Here is a 14,693-nt window from a genome sequence, read left to right on the forward strand (position 1 = left end):
GGGGCACTTGCGATGAATGTTCTCCTCTCCCTGCCCCCTGCGGTGAAGATCGCCATCGGCGCGCTTTTGGTTGTCGCCGTTGCGCTGTTTGCCGCGTACAGGAACGACGATGCCATCGTCGCGAAGTTGCAGGCCGAGGCGGACAAGGCGATTGCCGCAGAGGGCGGCAAGGGCATCCGCGCCGACTTCACCGGTCGCAATGGCTGGACCACGCGGCACCCGACATTGCATGGCGGCGATGACCTCGACGATGGCGTGCGGTCTCGCGTCGCCCGTGCCGTTGCCGCAGTTCCCGGCGTGGGCGGCGTCCACTGGGCCAACCGCAAGGCCCGTGCCGCCGCGCAGGAGGCAGCGAACGAGCCCGGCCCGTTCCATTGCCAGCGCGATGTCGAATCCTTGCTCGACGTGCGCGTGATCCGTTTTGCCCAGTCGAGCGCCGCGATAGAGGAAGGCAGCGAACTGCTGCTCGACGAAGTGGCGGAGGCGTTGAAACCCTGTCGCGGCAGCATCATCGCGGTGTCGGGGCATTCCGATGCGGTGGGCAATGCGGCGGTCAACCTGCGCCTGTCGCGCGAACGCGCCGATGCCGTGCGCGATGCGCTGGTGGCGCGGGGCTTGCCGCGCGATTCGTTGCGGTCTGAGGGATACGGTTCGGCTCGCCCGGTCGAGGGGCTGGAGCCTGAAGACCCGGCCAATCGCCGCATTGAATTTTCGGTCATCTCGATCATGCCGCAAGTGCCGACCCCGGTCGACACGCCGGACGCAGGGTAAGGGGGGCGCGGGTGCCGATCTGGATCGAATTGCTGGTCGCCATGCTGATCGTCTATGGTGCGGTCTTGGTATTGGCGCTCGCCTTTTTTTCGCGCCGTGTGCGCCTTGCCCGTCTGACGAAAATGCGCGCCGCGCGCATGGTCTATCGCGGCACCGCAATTGAAGAGGATACCTGACGATGGTGGAACTGGTACAGGCGAACTGGGTCGCCTTCACGATCGTGGCGGTGCTGGCCGTCATTATCGCGCTGTGGTTGCTGGCCCGCCCCCGCAAAGAACGTGTGCGCAGCCACCGCCCCGATGTGCTGGACGAAGGCGTGGGCCCCGCCAAGCGGAACCAGGCGTTGATCGATGCGCCCTCGGCGACGACCGGCGTCACGCACGAACACGAGCCGCCCGTCGCGCCCGAAGGCATGGCCGGGATGGGCGAGGCCATCGGTGCCGCGGCATGGGTTCATGATGAGCAGATGCACGCCAAGGATGCGGACCAAATGCCGGATACGGCGGAAGACGCACAGGCCGTCGCCGTCGCGATCAAGATCGGGGCAGAGGGCGGCGATGCCGACGACTTGTCGCGGATCAAGGGCGTGGGGCCAAAACTGCTGACCATGCTGGGCGACATGGGCATTTCGCGTTTCGACCAGATCGCGGCGTGGTCGGATGACGATGTACAGAAGATCGACGGCCAGCTGGGCCGCTTTGCCGGGCGGATCGATCGCGACGACTGGCGGGCACAGGCCAAGTACCTCGCCGAGGGCGATACCGCCGGTTACGAGGAAAAGTTCGGCAAACTGTAAGGCTCGCGTCAGGCAGGAGGCGCTTCGGTCTCGTCCACGCCCTTGATCGTTGCGTCGGGCTCTATCGTGCAATTGGTGATCGTGCCTGCCGCGATCGAGCTGGCGGGTGAGATCACTTTGCCGCCGCCCGCGACGGTGGCATAGAACGGCCCGCCGGTCACCGCGATCCAGTGCGGATCGTCGGACCGCAGGGCACCGCGCCATGCTTTGCCATCATTCTCAACCTTCAGGCGCAGAATGCCGCGATAGCCGACGAAGGCCAGCAGCGCCTTGGCGCCATCGTCCGATGCGGCGTTGCGGGTGACGGAAACCATCCCGTCCTCGCATGTCATTTCAATCAGCGGCGTTTTCCCCGGTTCGCCATAGCGTGCGCCGCCATCGACCTGCGTCCATTTCGCATCGGGCGGGTCGATCTTGCCGGGCATCGCTTCGGACAGGGCGCGCTGCCGGGCCATCTCGCCCTTGTCCTGTTCAGGCAGGTCGAAGCGCGCGACCGCGCCGTCGGTGGGTTGTTGCGGCTCCGGCTCCGAAGAGCAGGCGGTGGATAGCAGAATCAGCCCGATCAGGGCGGTGCGAGAGAGGAGCGACCCGGTCATGACAGGGTCGCTATCATCGTGCCGATCCATGCGAAAGGTTGGGCAGAGCCTTATAAACGACCTCAGCGCTTCCACTTCCGTTGGGTCTTGCCATAGCGCGTCTTGCGCGTGCCGGGTTTGCCCTCATTAGACCGTCCGACCCGAGGGGCTTTGTGCTCGCCTTCAGGCAGACCGAGTTCCTCGTTCTCCAACCGTCGAATTTCGTCGCGCAAGCGTCCGGCCTCTTCGAATTCCAGATCGGCGGCGGCGGCGCGCATCCGGGCTTCGAGATCCTCGATATAGGCGCGCAGGTTGTGCCCGACGAGGTTGTTGCGTTCGTCATCGCCGGTATCGACGGTAACGCCGTCCTTGCTGGCGGTGTCGGCGACGATGTCGTGAATGTTGCGCTTGATCGTCGCGGGCGTGATGCCGTGCTCTAGGTTGTATTCCTCCTGCTTGGCGCGGCGGCGGTCGGTTTCCGCTATCGCGCGCTCCATGCTGCCGGTCATGCGATCGGCATAGAGGATGACCCGACCGTCAACGTTGCGCGCGGCGCGGCCGATGGTCTGGATCAGCGATGTTTCGCTGCGCAGGAAGCCTTCCTTGTCGGCGTCGAGAATACAGACCAGCCCGCATTCGGGAATATCCAGCCCCTCGCGCAGCAGGTTGATCCCGACCAGCACGTCGTAAACGCCAAGCCGCAGGTCACGGATCAGTTCGATACGCTCCAGCGTCTCCACGTCGGAGTGCATGTAACGGACCTTCACGCCCGCCTCGTGCATGAACTCGGTCAGGTCCTCGGCCATGCGCTTGGTCAGGGTGGTGACAAGCGTGCGATAGCCCTTTGCCGCGGTCGCCTTGCACTCGTTGATGCAGTCCTGAACCTGATCCTCGACCGGCTTGATCTCGACCGGCGGGTCGATGAGGCCGGTGGGGCGGATGACCTGTTCGGCAAAGACGCCGCCCGTCTCCTCCATTTCCCACCCGCCGGGGGTGGCGGACACGGCGATGGTCTGCGGGCGCATCGCATCCCACTCGTTGAAACGAAGGGGGCGGTTGTCGATGCAACTGGGCAGGCGAAAGCCGTATTCGGCCAGCGTGATCTTGCGCCGGTGATCGCCCTTGGACATCGCGCCGATCTGCGGCACGGTCTGGTGGCTTTCGTCCACGAAGAGCAACGCATTGTCGGGCAGGTATTCGAACAGCGTCGGTGGCGGTTCACCCGGCAGGCGTCCGGTCAGGAAGCGCGAATAGTTCTCGATCCCCGCGCAAGACCCGGTGGCGGCGATCATCTCAAGGTCGAAATTTGTGCGCTGCTCCAGCCGCTGATGCTCCAGCAGCTTGCCCTCGGCTTCCAGTTCCTTCAGCCGCTCTGCCAGTTCGAAGCGAATCGCCTCGCTCGCCTGCTTCATGGTCGGGCCGGGGGTGACATAGTGCGAGTTGGCATAGATGCGGACCTTGTCGAGGCTCGCCCCGGTCTTGCCGGTCAGCGGATCGAATTCGCTGATCTCTTCGATCTCGTCGCCGAAGAAGCTGACCCGCCAGGCCATGTCTTCATAGTGCGAAGGAAACACTTCGAGACTGTCGCCGCGCACGCGGAAATTGCCGCGTGCAAAGGCGGTGTCGTTGCGTTTGTATTGCAGGGCGACCAGTTTGCGGATGATCTCGCGCTGGTCGACAGTCTCGCCCTTCTTGATGTCGAAGATCATCGCCGAGTACGTCTCGACCGAGCCGATGCCGTAGAGACACGAAACCGAGGCGACGATGATCACGTCATCGCGTTCGAGCAGCGCACGCGTGGCCGAATGGCGCATCCGGTCGATCGCCTCGTTCACCGAGCTTTCCTTCTCGATGTAAGTGTCAGACCGGGGGACGTAGGCTTCCGGCTGGTAATAGTCGTAGTAGCTGACGAAATACTCGACCGCGTTGTTCGGGAAGAAACTCTTGAACTCGCCATAAAGCTGCGCGGCAAGGATCTTGTTGGGCGCAAGTATCAGCGCGGGGCGCTGCATTTCCTCGATCACCTTGGCCATGGTGAACGTCTTGCCGCTGCCGGTTACGCCCAACAGGACCTGCGTCTTCTCGCCTTCCTGCGCGGCGGCGACCAGTTCTTCGATCGCGGTCGGCTGGTCGCCTGCGGGCTGGTATTCGCTGACCAGTTCGAACCGCTTGCCGGGCATCGACTTTTCGGGCCGCTGCGGCTTGTGCGGGACGAAGTTGTCCGACGTGTCGGGCTCTTCAAGACCCCGGCGGATGACGAGTTCTGCCATGCGCCGGGATATGGGGGCAGAGCGATGGCGATGCAATCGGATGGGTTTTCTTGCCGGGCGAAATGACGCATTCCCGCGAATGCGGGACGAACTGAGGGGTAGTGCGAATGCGTCGATTTGGGTGGGCAGCGATCTGGCTGGCGGCGATGGGCGGTGCGCAACCGGCTTTGGCAGGTGAGCCGGAATCCTTCCTGATCGAAAACGTCCGCATCCTCGATCTGGGTGGGGCAGATCCGGTGCTGTCCGCTGGCGATGTCCTCGTTCGCGATGGCATGATCGTCGACGCGTCCGGTGCGGTGCCCGATGGCGTGCGGCGTATCGATGGCAATGGCCGCGTGCTGATGGCCGGTCTCGTCGACATGCACGTTCATATCTGGGATCGCGCGTCGCTGGGCGCTTATCTGGCGGCGGGCGTGACGACGGTGCGCAATGCGTCGGGCATGCCGATGCATCTCGATCTGGCGCAACGGATCGAGGCGGGCGACCTACTTGGCCCGCGCCTGATCACGACCGGGCCGATTCTCAACAGCCCGGGCCCCAATGCGCAGATCAACCACCAGATGGTGTCTAGCGCGGACGAAGCGCGTGCGGCGGTGCAGGCGCAGTACGGAGCCGGATTTCGCCGGATCAAGGTGTACTCGAACCTGACGGCGGAGGCCTACGCGGCGATCCATGACGAGGCGGAGCGGCTGGGTATGACGGTCATGGGCCACTCGCCCGAAGGCACGCGCCGTCAAGGCATGCCCCATGACGTCCCGTTCAAGATCGCATTCGAGAATCTGCTCGACGATGGCTTTACCACCTTCGAGCACACCGAAACGATCGTCTGGCACGGTCTGCGCGATCAGCACGATGTGGAGGCAATGCGCGAACTGGCCAGCCGGATCGCCGCGTCCGGCATTGCCGTCGATCCGACCTTGGTGGCGTTCTACAACCTGTTGCGGGTGGCGGAAACGAAAGGCGGGTACCTCACGCGCGACGGGGTGGAAACGCTCAACCCCCTGCTCGTCGCGCAAGAACAGCCGAATTACGAACGCTGGACGCATGAGGATGTAGAGCGGAACCGTGCGGCATTCGAGTTCTACAAGCTGGCGACCCGAATCCTTGCGGAGGAAGGCGTTTCGCTGATCGCGGGAAGCGATGCGGGCATCTTCACCAATATTCCGGGCGTCTCGCTAATCGACGAATTGGCCCTGCTGGAAGAAGCGGGACTGACGCGCCACGCCGTTTTGCGCGCGGCCACGATCAACCCGGCAGAGGTCTTGGGCGAAGCGGGCGAGGTAGGCGCCGTGGCAGCGGGCCAGCGTGCCGACTTGCTGTTGCTCGATGGCGATCCGACAGAGGACTTGTCCGTTCTGCGTTCTCCCGCCGCCGTCGTCGCGGGCGGGCACTATCTCGATAGGGTTGAACTGGCGCGGCTGCTTGCGTCTGCATCGGTGCACGATATCGAACGGACGAAGCGCAACGTGGTTCAGGGGTTGATCGCGCAAGATGCGGACGTGTCTGCGCTGGGGCTCTGAACGCCGCACATTGCAATCGCCCCGGCTTGCTCTAGCCTGAGTCGCAACGCAATTTCCTGTCTGGAGTGACTTTCGATGCCCATCCGCCCCGTTGCCCGGCTTACCGTCCTGTGCCTTGCCCCGCTGACCTTGGCCGCCTGCGGTTCCGACGAACCGGCCGAGCAGGCTGCGGCCTCTGCCGAAGGGATGAGCACCGACGAAATCGCTGCCGAGATGAAACAGGGCGTTCGGCCCCAGCCGGGGCAGTACCGTTCCAACGCCGAACTGGTCAGCCTTGAGATACCCGGCATGCCCGCCGCGCAGGTCGACCAGTTGAAAAGCATGATGGCCGGCGCGATGGCGCAGGCAAATACCTATTGCCTGACGCCGGAGGATGCCGAGCAAGGCTTCGAAAAGATGGCGACCGAGGCGCAGGAAAACTGCAAGGTCGAGAAGTTCGATGTCGATGGCGGTAAATTCTCGGGCAGGTTCGTATGCAGTGGCGACGATGCCAGCGGCACGATGACGATGGACGGCAGCGGCACCGAAACTTCGTCGCAGATGAACATGGCGATGGACATGTCGTCTGGCAGCATCCCGGGTGGGAAGATGATGATGAAGATGCGCGCCAGTTCCGAACGCATCGGCGAGTGCGAGGGATAGGTCCGGCCATTCGGGAAACCACTTTGGCATCGCGCGTTAAGAGGGCAATGCAATCGACGACGGGCAACATCAACGACGGAGCGGATTTCGTGCCGGACGGTAAGGGCGACAGGCCAGCCGCGACGGGCCATGCGTCTGCTCCGCGTGAGCCGGGCAGGGGCTTTTCGCTGTTGTTCGGCGAATTGGCGCGGCGGCACCAACTGGCCTCGCGCCCGCAACCCGATGGCGTTGCGACGCCCAAGTCGAAACTGCTGATTTCAGAATTCGCCTCTCTGGCATTTCCGCAGGTCTATGCCGCAATGCACGGGCCGGTCGCCTTGCCCAAGGCAGAACATCCCCGCGCGGTCATGTTGCTGCCCGGATTCGGCTCGCACCCGTGGCGCATGGCGCGGATGCGCAAGGAATTGGAAAAGGCGGGTCACTCGGTCACCGACTGGGGGCTGGGCTGGAACCTTGGCCCCACGGTCGACCGATTCGAACGGCTGTTGTCGCGAATCGAGCGCGTGTCGCGGGCAGAAGGTCGCAAGCTGGTCCTTGTCGGTTGGAGCCTTGGCGGACTTTTCGCGCGAGAGGCGGCGAAGCGCCTGCCCGATCGTGTCGAGATGGTCGTGACTATGGGCTCGCCCTTTTCGGGCGACATGCACGGCAATAATGCGTGGCGCGTCTATCACTGGATCACCGGCCATCCGGTCGATCAGCCGCCAGTGGGTGAAAACTTCGCGGAAAAACCGCCGGTTACGACTGTCGCGCTGTGGAGCGCGCAGGACGGTGTCGTTCATCGCCACTGCGCCTGCGGGCGAACGGGTGAGCGGGATATTTCGATTTCAGTGCGCTGTACGCACATGGGTTTCGCGTGGCATCCCCGCGCGATCCAGTGCGTTGCGCAAGTCCTCGACACGGTGCCTGCCAGCGTGCATGAAGGGGACGGAGAGTTGCGAGAGGGCAGGAAAACCGACGAAACAGGGGTTTCATGACCGGCAACGGCGCGGATAATTTCGACGAGATGCTCGACGCTAACGGCGGCGTGCGAGAGGCATACCGGGGCTATTCGGCCTGGTTCGACGATCAGGACCCGCAAGGGCTGCGGCGAAAGCATCAGGAAGCGGAAGCGTTCTTCCGCAAAACCGGCATCACCTTCAACGTTTACGGTCAGGATGAGGCGGAAGAACGCCTGATCCCGTTCGACCCCGTGCCGCGGATTATCACCGCGCACGAGTGGCGACGGCTGTCCAAGGGGATCGAACAGCGGGTCCGCGCACTCAACGCGTTCCTGCACGATCTCTATCACCGGCAGGAGATCATTCGCGCGGGCCGCGTGCCCGAATGGTTGCTGCGCGGAAACGAGGCGTATTTGCCGCACATGTCGGGCTTCACGCCGCCGGGCGGTGTTTACACCCATATCACCGGCATCGACCTTGTCCGCACCGGGCCGAACGATTTTCATGTGCTGGAAGACAATGCACGCACGCCCAGCGGCGTTTCCTACATGTTGGAAAACCGCGAGACGATGATGGCGATGTTCCCAGAGCTGTTCACGCAAGTTAAGGTCGCCCCGGTTTCGAACTATCCGCGCCGTCTTGCTCGCAGCCTTGCCGCCTGCGCCCCGCGCAAGACCGAGGGGCGTCCCGTCGTCGCTGTTCTCACGCCGGGCATCTACAACTCGGCCTATTACGAGCATGCCTTTCTCGCCGATCAGATGGGCGCGGAACTGGTTGAGGCGGGCGACCTGCGTGTCGTCGGCGGGCGGGTGCAGATGCGCACCACGCGCGGCTTTACCCCTGTCGACGTGCTCTATCGCCGGGTCGACGATGAATATCTCGATCCGCTGACTTTCAACCCGGAATCGATGCTGGGCGTGCCGGGGATCATGGACGTGTACCGTTCCGGCGGGATCACCATTGCCAACGCGCCGGGTACGGGCATTGCCGACGACAAGGCGCTCTATTCCTTCATGCCGGAAATCGTCGAGTTCTACACCGGCGAAAAGCCGCTGTTGCCCAACGTGGAAACGTGGCGTTGCATGGAGGAGGACTCGCTCAAGTACGTCCTCGATAATATCGACGACCTCGTCATCAAGGAGGTCCACGGTTCGGGCGGCTATGGCATGTTGATCGGGCCCGCCGCCTCGAAGCGCGAGATCGCCAAGTTCACCGAGAAGCTGAAGGCCAAGCCGCACAATTACATCGCGCAGCCGACGCTTTCGCTGTCGACCGTGCCGATCCTGACCAAGAAGGGACTGGCCCCGCGCCACGTCGACCTTCGCCCCTTCGTGCTGATGAGCCCCAATGGCATCGAAATCACTCCGGGCGGTCTGACCCGCGTGGCCTTGAAGCGCGGCAGCCTGGTGGTGAATTCCAGCCAGGGCGGCGGCACCAAGGACAGCTGGGTTCTGGAGGAGTAATCGAGATGCTCGGACGCTCCGCCAACGCCATCTTCTGGATGTTCCGCTATCTAGAGCGGGCAGAGAACCTTGCGCGCCTGCTCGACACCGGGTTCCGCATGGCGCTCACCCGCGATCACCTGACCGCCGAAGAGGAATGGCGATCGGTTATCGAAACCGCCGGCATGCGGCACGGTTATGCCGCGCAGAACGGGACTTATGCGGGCATTCAGGTCTGGAATTACATCCTGCGTGATCGGGATAACCCGAACTCGATCCGTTCGCTGATCGGGGCCGTCCGGTCCAATGCCCGCTCCGCGCGCAATTCGATCACCACCGAGCTGTGGGAGGCGGTGAACGAAAGCTACCTGCAACTCAACGACCTGCTGGCGCGACCGGTGACGCAGTCGGGCCTTGCCGATGCGATCAACACGGTGAAGCGGGAATCGACGCTTGTGCGCGGCGCAATGGATGGGTCGATGCTCCGCAACGACATTTATAACTTCGCGCGGATCGGATCGTTTGTTGAACGCGCCGACAACACCGCGCGCATCATCGACGTGAAGTACTATGTCCTGCTGCCTTCGCTGTCCTACGTCGGGTCGAGCCTCGACAACGTACAGTGGGAGACGATTTTGCGATCCTTAGGGGCGGAACGCGCCTATCGCTGGCTGAACGCCGGTCAGCTGGATGCGCGGGGGATCGCGAACTTCCTGATCCTCGACGGCCAGTTCCCGCGTTCGTTGCGGTTCTGTTATGCCAAGATCCGGTCGAACCTGCACAACCTTGCCCTGCAATACGGCGAAAAGCTCTCCTCAAACGAGGCGATGCGCAAGGCCGACCTGAACCTGCAAGACAAGGATATCGACGCGGTGTTGGAGCAGGGGCTGCACGAGTTCCTGAGTGACTTCATTGCCGATACGCACGACATCGCGACCGCTGTCGAAACCGACTATCGCTTTACCGACTGACCCGGAGCCGTACCATGCGCCTCGCCATCACGCACCGCACACGCTACGACTTTGAAGATCCGGTCGTTCATGCCTTGCAACGTCTGCGGCTGACCCCGAAGAGCACGAGTGGGCAGTCCATCGCTGAATGGAAGATGGAGCTGACCGGCGCCGCCAGAGAGCTGGAATACGAAGATCACAACTGCAACTTGACCACATTGGTGGCGGTCGAACCCGGCGTGCAGAAAGTAGAGATCGAGTGCAAGGGCATCATCGACACCAATGACAACGGCGGTGTCATTGGGCGGCATGCGGGGCATTTGCCGCTATGGCATTTCGCCAGCCAGACGAAGCTGACCAAGCCGGGCGCGGGTATGCGCGCTTTGGTGCAAGGATTGTCGGCAGAGCAAAATCCGCTGGACACCATGCACGAACTCTCGGCCCGTGTGCTCGATGCCGTGACCTATGAAACCGGCCGGACCGACAGCGATACGACGGCGGAAGAGGCGATGGGGGCAGGACACGGCGTGTGTCAGGACCATGCGCATATCTTCATTGGCTGTGCGCGGCAGCTGGGCGTTCCGGCGCGCTATGTCTCCGGCTATCTGATGATGGACGACCGCGTCTCGCAAGAGGCGGGACACGCATGGGCAGAGGCGCATATCGGCGGGCTGGGCTGGGTCGGCTTCGATATTTCCAACGGGATCAGCCCCGACGCCCGCTATGTCCGCGTGGCGACCGGGTGCGATTATGCCGAGGCTGCGCCAATCACCGGCATCAGCTTTGGCAGCCACAGCGACCGGCTGAGCGTGGAGCTTGAGGTTGCGCAGCAAACTGCGGATCAATAATCGCGAAATCTTGCGCGGGGGCGTGCGAAACGGGATACGGCCCTATTCCGGCACGCGCGATGCCGTGGCGGATAGGGCCAAGGCCATGAAGGAAAGAGTTCTTTGACGTATTGCGTGGGCATGATGCTCGAAAAAGGGCTGGTGTTGATGAGCGACACCCGCACCAATTCGGGCGTCGACAACATTTCCGTCTTTCGCAAGATGCACCACTGGTCGGTTCCGGGGGAGCGCATCATCACGTTGATGACGGCGGGCAACCTGGCCACGACGCAGTCGGTGATCAGCCTGCTGGAAGAGCGGACCAAGGCACCCGAAGACCGCGAACCGTCGATCCTGCGTGCGCCGACGATGTTTCAGGTCGCGACGATGGTCGGCAACCTGCTGGCCGAAACGATCCGCAAGCGTCAGGAATCGAACGACCATATGTCGGGCGGGCCGAAATTCACCGCCTCTATCATCCTTGCCGGACAGATCGCAGGGATGGAGCCGCGCCTGTTCCTGATCTATCCCGAAGGCAATTTCATCGAGGCGTCGGTGGACACGCCCTTTTTCCAGATCGGTGAAACCAAGTACGGCCGCCCGATCATCATCCGCGCCTACAACAGGAACATGAGTTTCGAGGAAGGCGTAAAGCTGCTGATGGTGTCGATGGATTCGACATTGGCGGCGAACCTGTCAGTCGGCATGCCACTGGACCTGCTGGTGATTGAACGCGATAGGTTCGAGCCGCTGCACGAACGGCGCATCCATGCCAGCGACAAGTTCTTTCAGGACATTTCCACCGGGTGGAGCGAAGCCTTGCGCAACGCCTTCCAGTCTCTGCCATCGTACAATCTGGACGAGATCGACGACCCCGAGGCGTGATTACCACGCTTGGTTGATCGGTGAATGGTTGACGCGCCGGGCCATTAGGTCCGTTTCGGGTTGTAGTTCCGCGCAGAAGTTCGCGATTCCAGTTGGTTAACGGTCTGGAACGATCCATATCGGTATCGTCCTTAATGGCGTTCCACGTATTGATCCGGGCAGAGTTCCGGTCATGGAACAGCGAACAATCATCCACATCGTCGATACCGATGCGCGCAACCGGGCCCAGTTCGCCCGCGCCGTGTTCGAACTTGGCCATCATGCCGAGGTCTATGACGACATCCACGAACTGGCGGCGCATCTGCCGCGCCACGGGATCGTGTTGGCGGACGACGATCACGCGGCGGGCGGTATCGCGGGGTTGATGGATATCATGTCAAAGCGCGGCGCGTGGCTGCCGATCATCGCGATGGCGTCGCACCCGGATATCGACGATGTCGTCACCGCGATGCGCGCAGGCGCGTTCGACTATCTGTCCCACCCGATTCCCGGCGACGCACTGGCAGAGGCGATCAACCGCGTTGCGAAAGAAGCCGCGACGCAAGCCGAACACCGTCGCCGCGCTCTGGATGCCCGTACGCGTATCGCGATGCTTTCGGGGCGAGAGCGCGAGGTACTGGACCATCTGGCGCAGGGCCTGTCGAACAAGGCCATCGCCCGCGAGTTGGATATCAGCCCGCGCACCGTGGAAATCCATCGCGGCAACATGATGGACAAGATCGGCGCGCGTCACGCGGCAGAGGCGGTTCGCCTTCGGCTGGAAGCTTCGATGGGGGAATGGCTGCACTGATCCCTGGGAAAGCCCGTCGCGGCCGGGTGCCCCGGCCGCGATGGGTTTGAACGCCTTAACCCAGAAGTCCGGCAGTCTCCGCCACCAGCCACAGGCCCAGCACCACGAACAGCAATGCCGCCGCCATACGGATCTTTGCCAGCGGCAACCGATCCGCCAATTTGTCGCCCAGCCACAGCACCGGCGCATTGGCCAGCATCATGCCAATGGTCGTTCCGGTCGTCACCATCAGCGTATCGGCAAACCGCGCGCCCAGCGCCACGGTCGCAATCTGCGTCTTGTCGCCGATCTCCACGATGAAGAACGCGATCAGCGTCGTCAGAAACGCGCCGCCACGCGACTTGGGCTGGTCATCCTCCTCGAACTTGTCTGGGATCAGCGTCCACAGACCCATCACGACGAACCCGGCGGCAACCAGATAGCGGAACAGGTCGCTGTCGAACCAAGCCGCCGCCTGCACGCCCAGCAGCGCCGCAAGGAAGTGGTTGGCGATCGTCGCGAACAGGATGCCGAAAGCAATCGACACAGGCTGGCGAAACCGTGCGGCCAATAACATGGCCAGCAGCATCGTCTTGTCGCCGATCTCTGCCAGGGCGACGACGGCAGTGGAGGTGAACAGCGCTTCCATCGTATTCTCCGGGCCGGGCTTCCTTGCAGACATGGGCAACACCGCACCCCCGCCCGGCCGGACAAGAGGTTTCGGTGTCACGCAGTCTCGCCGGAATTCATTCCCCACGCGCCGGAGCCTCTCGGCCCAGTATGTCGACGGCGGGCCCGCGCGAATTGGCGCGGGTGGCTACTCCCCGGATGACGAAATGGCGGTTAGCGGAGGCGGGTTCGCAATGCAAATCGCCTTTGCAATCGAACTAACAAACATTGTCGGATTTGCCCGATTGCATGGCGCAACCGACTGGGAAACAAGCGTTGGTGGAGGGACCATCGATGCGATTTACCCACGTGCTGACCGGCCTGCTGGCCATTTTTTTCGCAAGCTTGGCCATCGGTGCACCGGCGACCCCGCAGACCGTTGCGGACAATTTTGCGGTGCCGGGCTGTATGGATGTGGTCAACAACGACTACTACGCCTGCCAGAAACGCGCCAAGGCAATGGCCGTCGCCGGTGTCGAGAAAACCGATGCCGCCAGCATGGCGCAGGCGTGGCGGATCGTCTGTTCTTTCAAGGATCGCGAAAGCTGCGAGGAAGCGGCGCGCATCTATACGCACGGCGGGCCGGGGCTGAACCCCGATATGCGCATTGCGGCCAATTTCCACGCCCGCGCCTGCGAATTCCGATCCGATGATTCCTGCGAAGCGGCACTGGATTTTTTCAGCCGGCCCGGTGGAAATGCGCGCGATATCCGGCGGCTGGCGTTCCTGTATAATGATCGCTGCACGCAAGGCAGCGCGCAGGCGTGCGAGAAGGGCGCGTTCATCGTTGCCAACGGATTTGGCGACCGCTTCAGCGGCGTGACCAATCTGGCCTTGGCGCGCACGATGGCAGAGACGGGATGCAAAAGCGGACGCTCGGTCAATTCGTGCCTGTTGGCAGAGATGCTTTATGGCGACAGTTCGCTGGAGGGCGCGGACGCGGCGCGATCGCTGACGTATGCCGAAATGAATTGCACCGCGGGCGAAGGTGCATCCTGCCTGCGCCTTGGCGCCGAGGCCCAGCGTTCAGAAAACTGGACGAGGGCGGCAGGCCGTTATGCCGATGCCTGTCGCTTGGGATCGCAGGCAGGGTGCCGCCATGCCGCAGAGGCGGAAAAGATGAAGAGATACCTGGCGCAGCAGCAAGAGGCGAAATCGGGATTTCTAGGGGCGCTTGAGGCAGGCGATTACGCCGCAGCGACCCATGCCGCGATCTATGTATATCAGTCGAAGAACCATCTTGCCGAAGCGATCAGGTATATTGCGGGTAAGCGCCGGATGGGATCGGTGCCCACCAACCACCTTTACGTTACCGCGCTGTGGTTCCCCAGCGGCGATGTATTCGAGGCGGCAAACCGCGAGATGCGCTCCCGGGGAACGGGTCTGGAGGGCCGGTTCGGTGGCGATACGAACGCACCTGGAATGGCGGCGGCGCGGTGGCAATCGGCCTATTCACGCGGCTCGTCGGCCTATCGCGCGTCTTCAAGCGGTACTTTTACTCCGTCGCCGATGCCATCTGCCTCGGAAATCGCGAGCCAGACGCGCCAACGCTATCATCACGTCAACTGCGTGATGAGCAGAATTCCCAACAACCCAAACTGCTGATCGGTGCCATCCGCGCCGCAGCCAATCGGAGGAT

Annotated in this window: 15 protein-coding genes and 1 riboswitch; of the genes, 12 read left to right on the forward strand and 3 right to left on the reverse strand. The window is 62.8% G+C overall.

What is annotated here, in order from left to right; genetic code table 11:
- The first annotated feature begins 42 nt into the window (after nucleotides 1-42).
- Genes AB433_RS04055 through AB433_RS04060 form a run of 3 tightly spaced genes read left to right on the forward strand, consistent with a single transcriptional unit; the run spans nucleotide 43 to nucleotide 1,567 of the window.
- Nucleotides 43-771, forward strand: coding sequence for an OmpA family protein (locus AB433_RS04055; protein WP_245626576.1), 729 nt, complete (start codon nucleotides 43-45; stop codon nucleotides 769-771).
- A gap of 11 nt (nucleotides 772-782) precedes the next feature.
- A complete protein-coding gene (locus AB433_RS20345; protein ID WP_156170663.1) occupies nucleotides 783-947 on the forward strand; it encodes a hypothetical protein in 165 nt (54 codons plus the stop codon).
- Between the two features lie 2 nt (nucleotides 948-949).
- A complete protein-coding gene (locus tag AB433_RS04060) occupies nucleotides 950-1,567 on the forward strand; it encodes a hypothetical protein (protein ID WP_047820033.1) in 618 nt (205 codons plus the stop codon).
- Between the two features lie 8 nt (nucleotides 1,568-1,575).
- Here the strand turns inward: AB433_RS04060 and AB433_RS04065 are convergent, their stop codons facing one another.
- Complete coding sequence (locus tag AB433_RS04065) at nucleotides 1,576-2,163, reverse strand: hypothetical protein (RefSeq protein WP_156170664.1); 588 nt, start codon at nucleotides 2,161-2,163, stop codon at nucleotides 1,576-1,578.
- Nucleotides 2,164-2,225: 62 nt separating this feature from the next.
- Nucleotides 2,226-4,412: an excinuclease ABC subunit UvrB gene (uvrB, locus tag AB433_RS04070; RefSeq protein WP_047820035.1), complete on the reverse strand. Its 2,187-nt coding sequence runs from the start codon at nucleotides 4,410-4,412 to the stop codon at nucleotides 2,226-2,228.
- Between the two features lie 107 nt (nucleotides 4,413-4,519).
- Between uvrB and AB433_RS04075 the strand changes: the two genes are divergently transcribed.
- The 8 genes from AB433_RS04075 to AB433_RS04110 all read left to right on the forward strand — a co-directional run bounded on the left by AB433_RS04075 (nucleotide 4,520) and on the right by AB433_RS04110 (nucleotide 12,406).
- Nucleotides 4,520-5,932: an amidohydrolase family protein gene (locus tag AB433_RS04075; RefSeq protein WP_047820036.1), complete on the forward strand. Its 1,413-nt coding sequence runs from the start codon at nucleotides 4,520-4,522 to the stop codon at nucleotides 5,930-5,932.
- A 75-nt stretch (nucleotides 5,933-6,007) separates the two neighbouring features.
- The gene (locus AB433_RS04080; RefSeq protein WP_047820037.1) at nucleotides 6,008-6,574 is read left to right on the forward strand and encodes a DUF3617 domain-containing protein; all 567 of its coding nucleotides are present in this window, start codon (nucleotides 6,008-6,010) and stop codon (nucleotides 6,572-6,574) included.
- Between the two features lie 47 nt (nucleotides 6,575-6,621).
- Complete coding sequence (locus tag AB433_RS04085; RefSeq protein ID WP_082134783.1) at nucleotides 6,622-7,548, forward strand: esterase/lipase family protein; 927 nt, start codon at nucleotides 6,622-6,624, stop codon at nucleotides 7,546-7,548.
- The gene (locus AB433_RS04090) at nucleotides 7,545-8,975 is read left to right on the forward strand and encodes a circularly permuted type 2 ATP-grasp protein (protein WP_047820038.1); all 1,431 of its coding nucleotides are present in this window, start codon (nucleotides 7,545-7,547) and stop codon (nucleotides 8,973-8,975) included. The genes AB433_RS04085 and AB433_RS04090 overlap by 4 nt, the downstream gene beginning before the upstream one ends.
- Before the next feature lie 5 nt (nucleotides 8,976-8,980).
- Nucleotides 8,981-9,925: an alpha-E domain-containing protein gene (locus AB433_RS04095; RefSeq protein ID WP_047820039.1), complete on the forward strand. Its 945-nt coding sequence runs from the start codon at nucleotides 8,981-8,983 to the stop codon at nucleotides 9,923-9,925.
- A 14-nt stretch (nucleotides 9,926-9,939) separates the two neighbouring features.
- A complete protein-coding gene (locus AB433_RS04100) occupies nucleotides 9,940-10,752 on the forward strand; it encodes a transglutaminase family protein (protein WP_047820040.1) in 813 nt (270 codons plus the stop codon).
- Nucleotides 10,753-10,854: 102 nt separating this feature from the next.
- A complete protein-coding gene (locus AB433_RS04105; protein ID WP_047820041.1) occupies nucleotides 10,855-11,616 on the forward strand; it encodes a proteasome-type protease in 762 nt (253 codons plus the stop codon).
- Between the two features lie 172 nt (nucleotides 11,617-11,788).
- Nucleotides 11,789-12,406, forward strand: coding sequence for a response regulator transcription factor (locus AB433_RS04110; RefSeq protein WP_047820042.1), 618 nt, complete (start codon nucleotides 11,789-11,791; stop codon nucleotides 12,404-12,406).
- Between the two features lie 55 nt (nucleotides 12,407-12,461).
- On the opposite strand, the gene AB433_RS04115 is transcribed toward AB433_RS04110, so the two are convergent.
- The gene (locus AB433_RS04115) at nucleotides 12,462-13,034 is read right to left on the reverse strand and encodes a TMEM165/GDT1 family protein (RefSeq protein ID WP_047820043.1); all 573 of its coding nucleotides are present in this window, start codon (nucleotides 13,032-13,034) and stop codon (nucleotides 12,462-12,464) included.
- A 27-nt stretch (nucleotides 13,035-13,061) separates the two neighbouring features.
- Nucleotides 13,062-13,224: riboswitch (yybP-ykoY riboswitch) on the reverse strand.
- Nucleotides 13,225-13,348: 124 nt separating this feature from the next.
- Here AB433_RS04115 and AB433_RS04120 point away from each other — a divergent pair.
- Nucleotides 13,349-14,659, forward strand: a complete 1,311-nt coding sequence (locus AB433_RS04120; RefSeq protein ID WP_156170665.1) for a hypothetical protein — start codon at nucleotides 13,349-13,351, stop codon at nucleotides 14,657-14,659.
- Nucleotides 14,660-14,693: the final 34 nt, after the last annotated feature.

The organism is Croceicoccus naphthovorans, assembly GCF_001028705.1.
GTDB classification, from domain to species: domain Bacteria; phylum Pseudomonadota; class Alphaproteobacteria; order Sphingomonadales; family Sphingomonadaceae; genus Croceicoccus; species Croceicoccus naphthovorans.

What these genes read in the sequence shown, in the direction of transcription:
- AB433_RS04100 (WP_047820040.1), top strand. Translation starts at nt 9,940, where the DNA reads ATGCGCCTCGCCATCACGCACCGCACACGCTACGACTTTGAAGATCCG.
- AB433_RS04075 (WP_047820036.1), top strand. Translation starts at nt 4,520, where the DNA reads ATGCGTCGATTTGGGTGGGCAGCGATCTGGCTGGCGGCGATGGGCGGT.
- AB433_RS04090 (WP_047820038.1), top strand. Translation starts at nt 7,545, where the DNA reads ATGACCGGCAACGGCGCGGATAATTTCGACGAGATGCTCGACGCTAAC.
- uvrB (WP_047820035.1), bottom strand. Translation starts at nt 4,412, where the DNA reads ATGGCAGAACTCGTCATCCGCCGGGGTCTTGAAGAGCCCGACACGTCG.
- AB433_RS04060 (WP_047820033.1), top strand. Translation starts at nt 950, where the DNA reads ATGGTGGAACTGGTACAGGCGAACTGGGTCGCCTTCACGATCGTGGCG.
- AB433_RS04095 (WP_047820039.1), top strand. Translation starts at nt 8,981, where the DNA reads ATGCTCGGACGCTCCGCCAACGCCATCTTCTGGATGTTCCGCTATCTA.
- AB433_RS04080 (WP_047820037.1), top strand. Translation starts at nt 6,008, where the DNA reads ATGCCCATCCGCCCCGTTGCCCGGCTTACCGTCCTGTGCCTTGCCCCG.
- AB433_RS04120 (WP_156170665.1), top strand. Translation starts at nt 13,349, where the DNA reads ATGCGATTTACCCACGTGCTGACCGGCCTGCTGGCCATTTTTTTCGCA.
- AB433_RS04065 (WP_156170664.1), bottom strand. Translation starts at nt 2,163, where the DNA reads ATGACCGGGTCGCTCCTCTCTCGCACCGCCCTGATCGGGCTGATTCTG.
- AB433_RS04085 (WP_082134783.1), top strand. Translation starts at nt 6,622, where the DNA reads ATGCAATCGACGACGGGCAACATCAACGACGGAGCGGATTTCGTGCCG.
- AB433_RS04110 (WP_047820042.1), top strand. Translation starts at nt 11,789, where the DNA reads ATGGAACAGCGAACAATCATCCACATCGTCGATACCGATGCGCGCAAC.
- AB433_RS04115 (WP_047820043.1), bottom strand. Translation starts at nt 13,034, where the DNA reads ATGGAAGCGCTGTTCACCTCCACTGCCGTCGTCGCCCTGGCAGAGATC.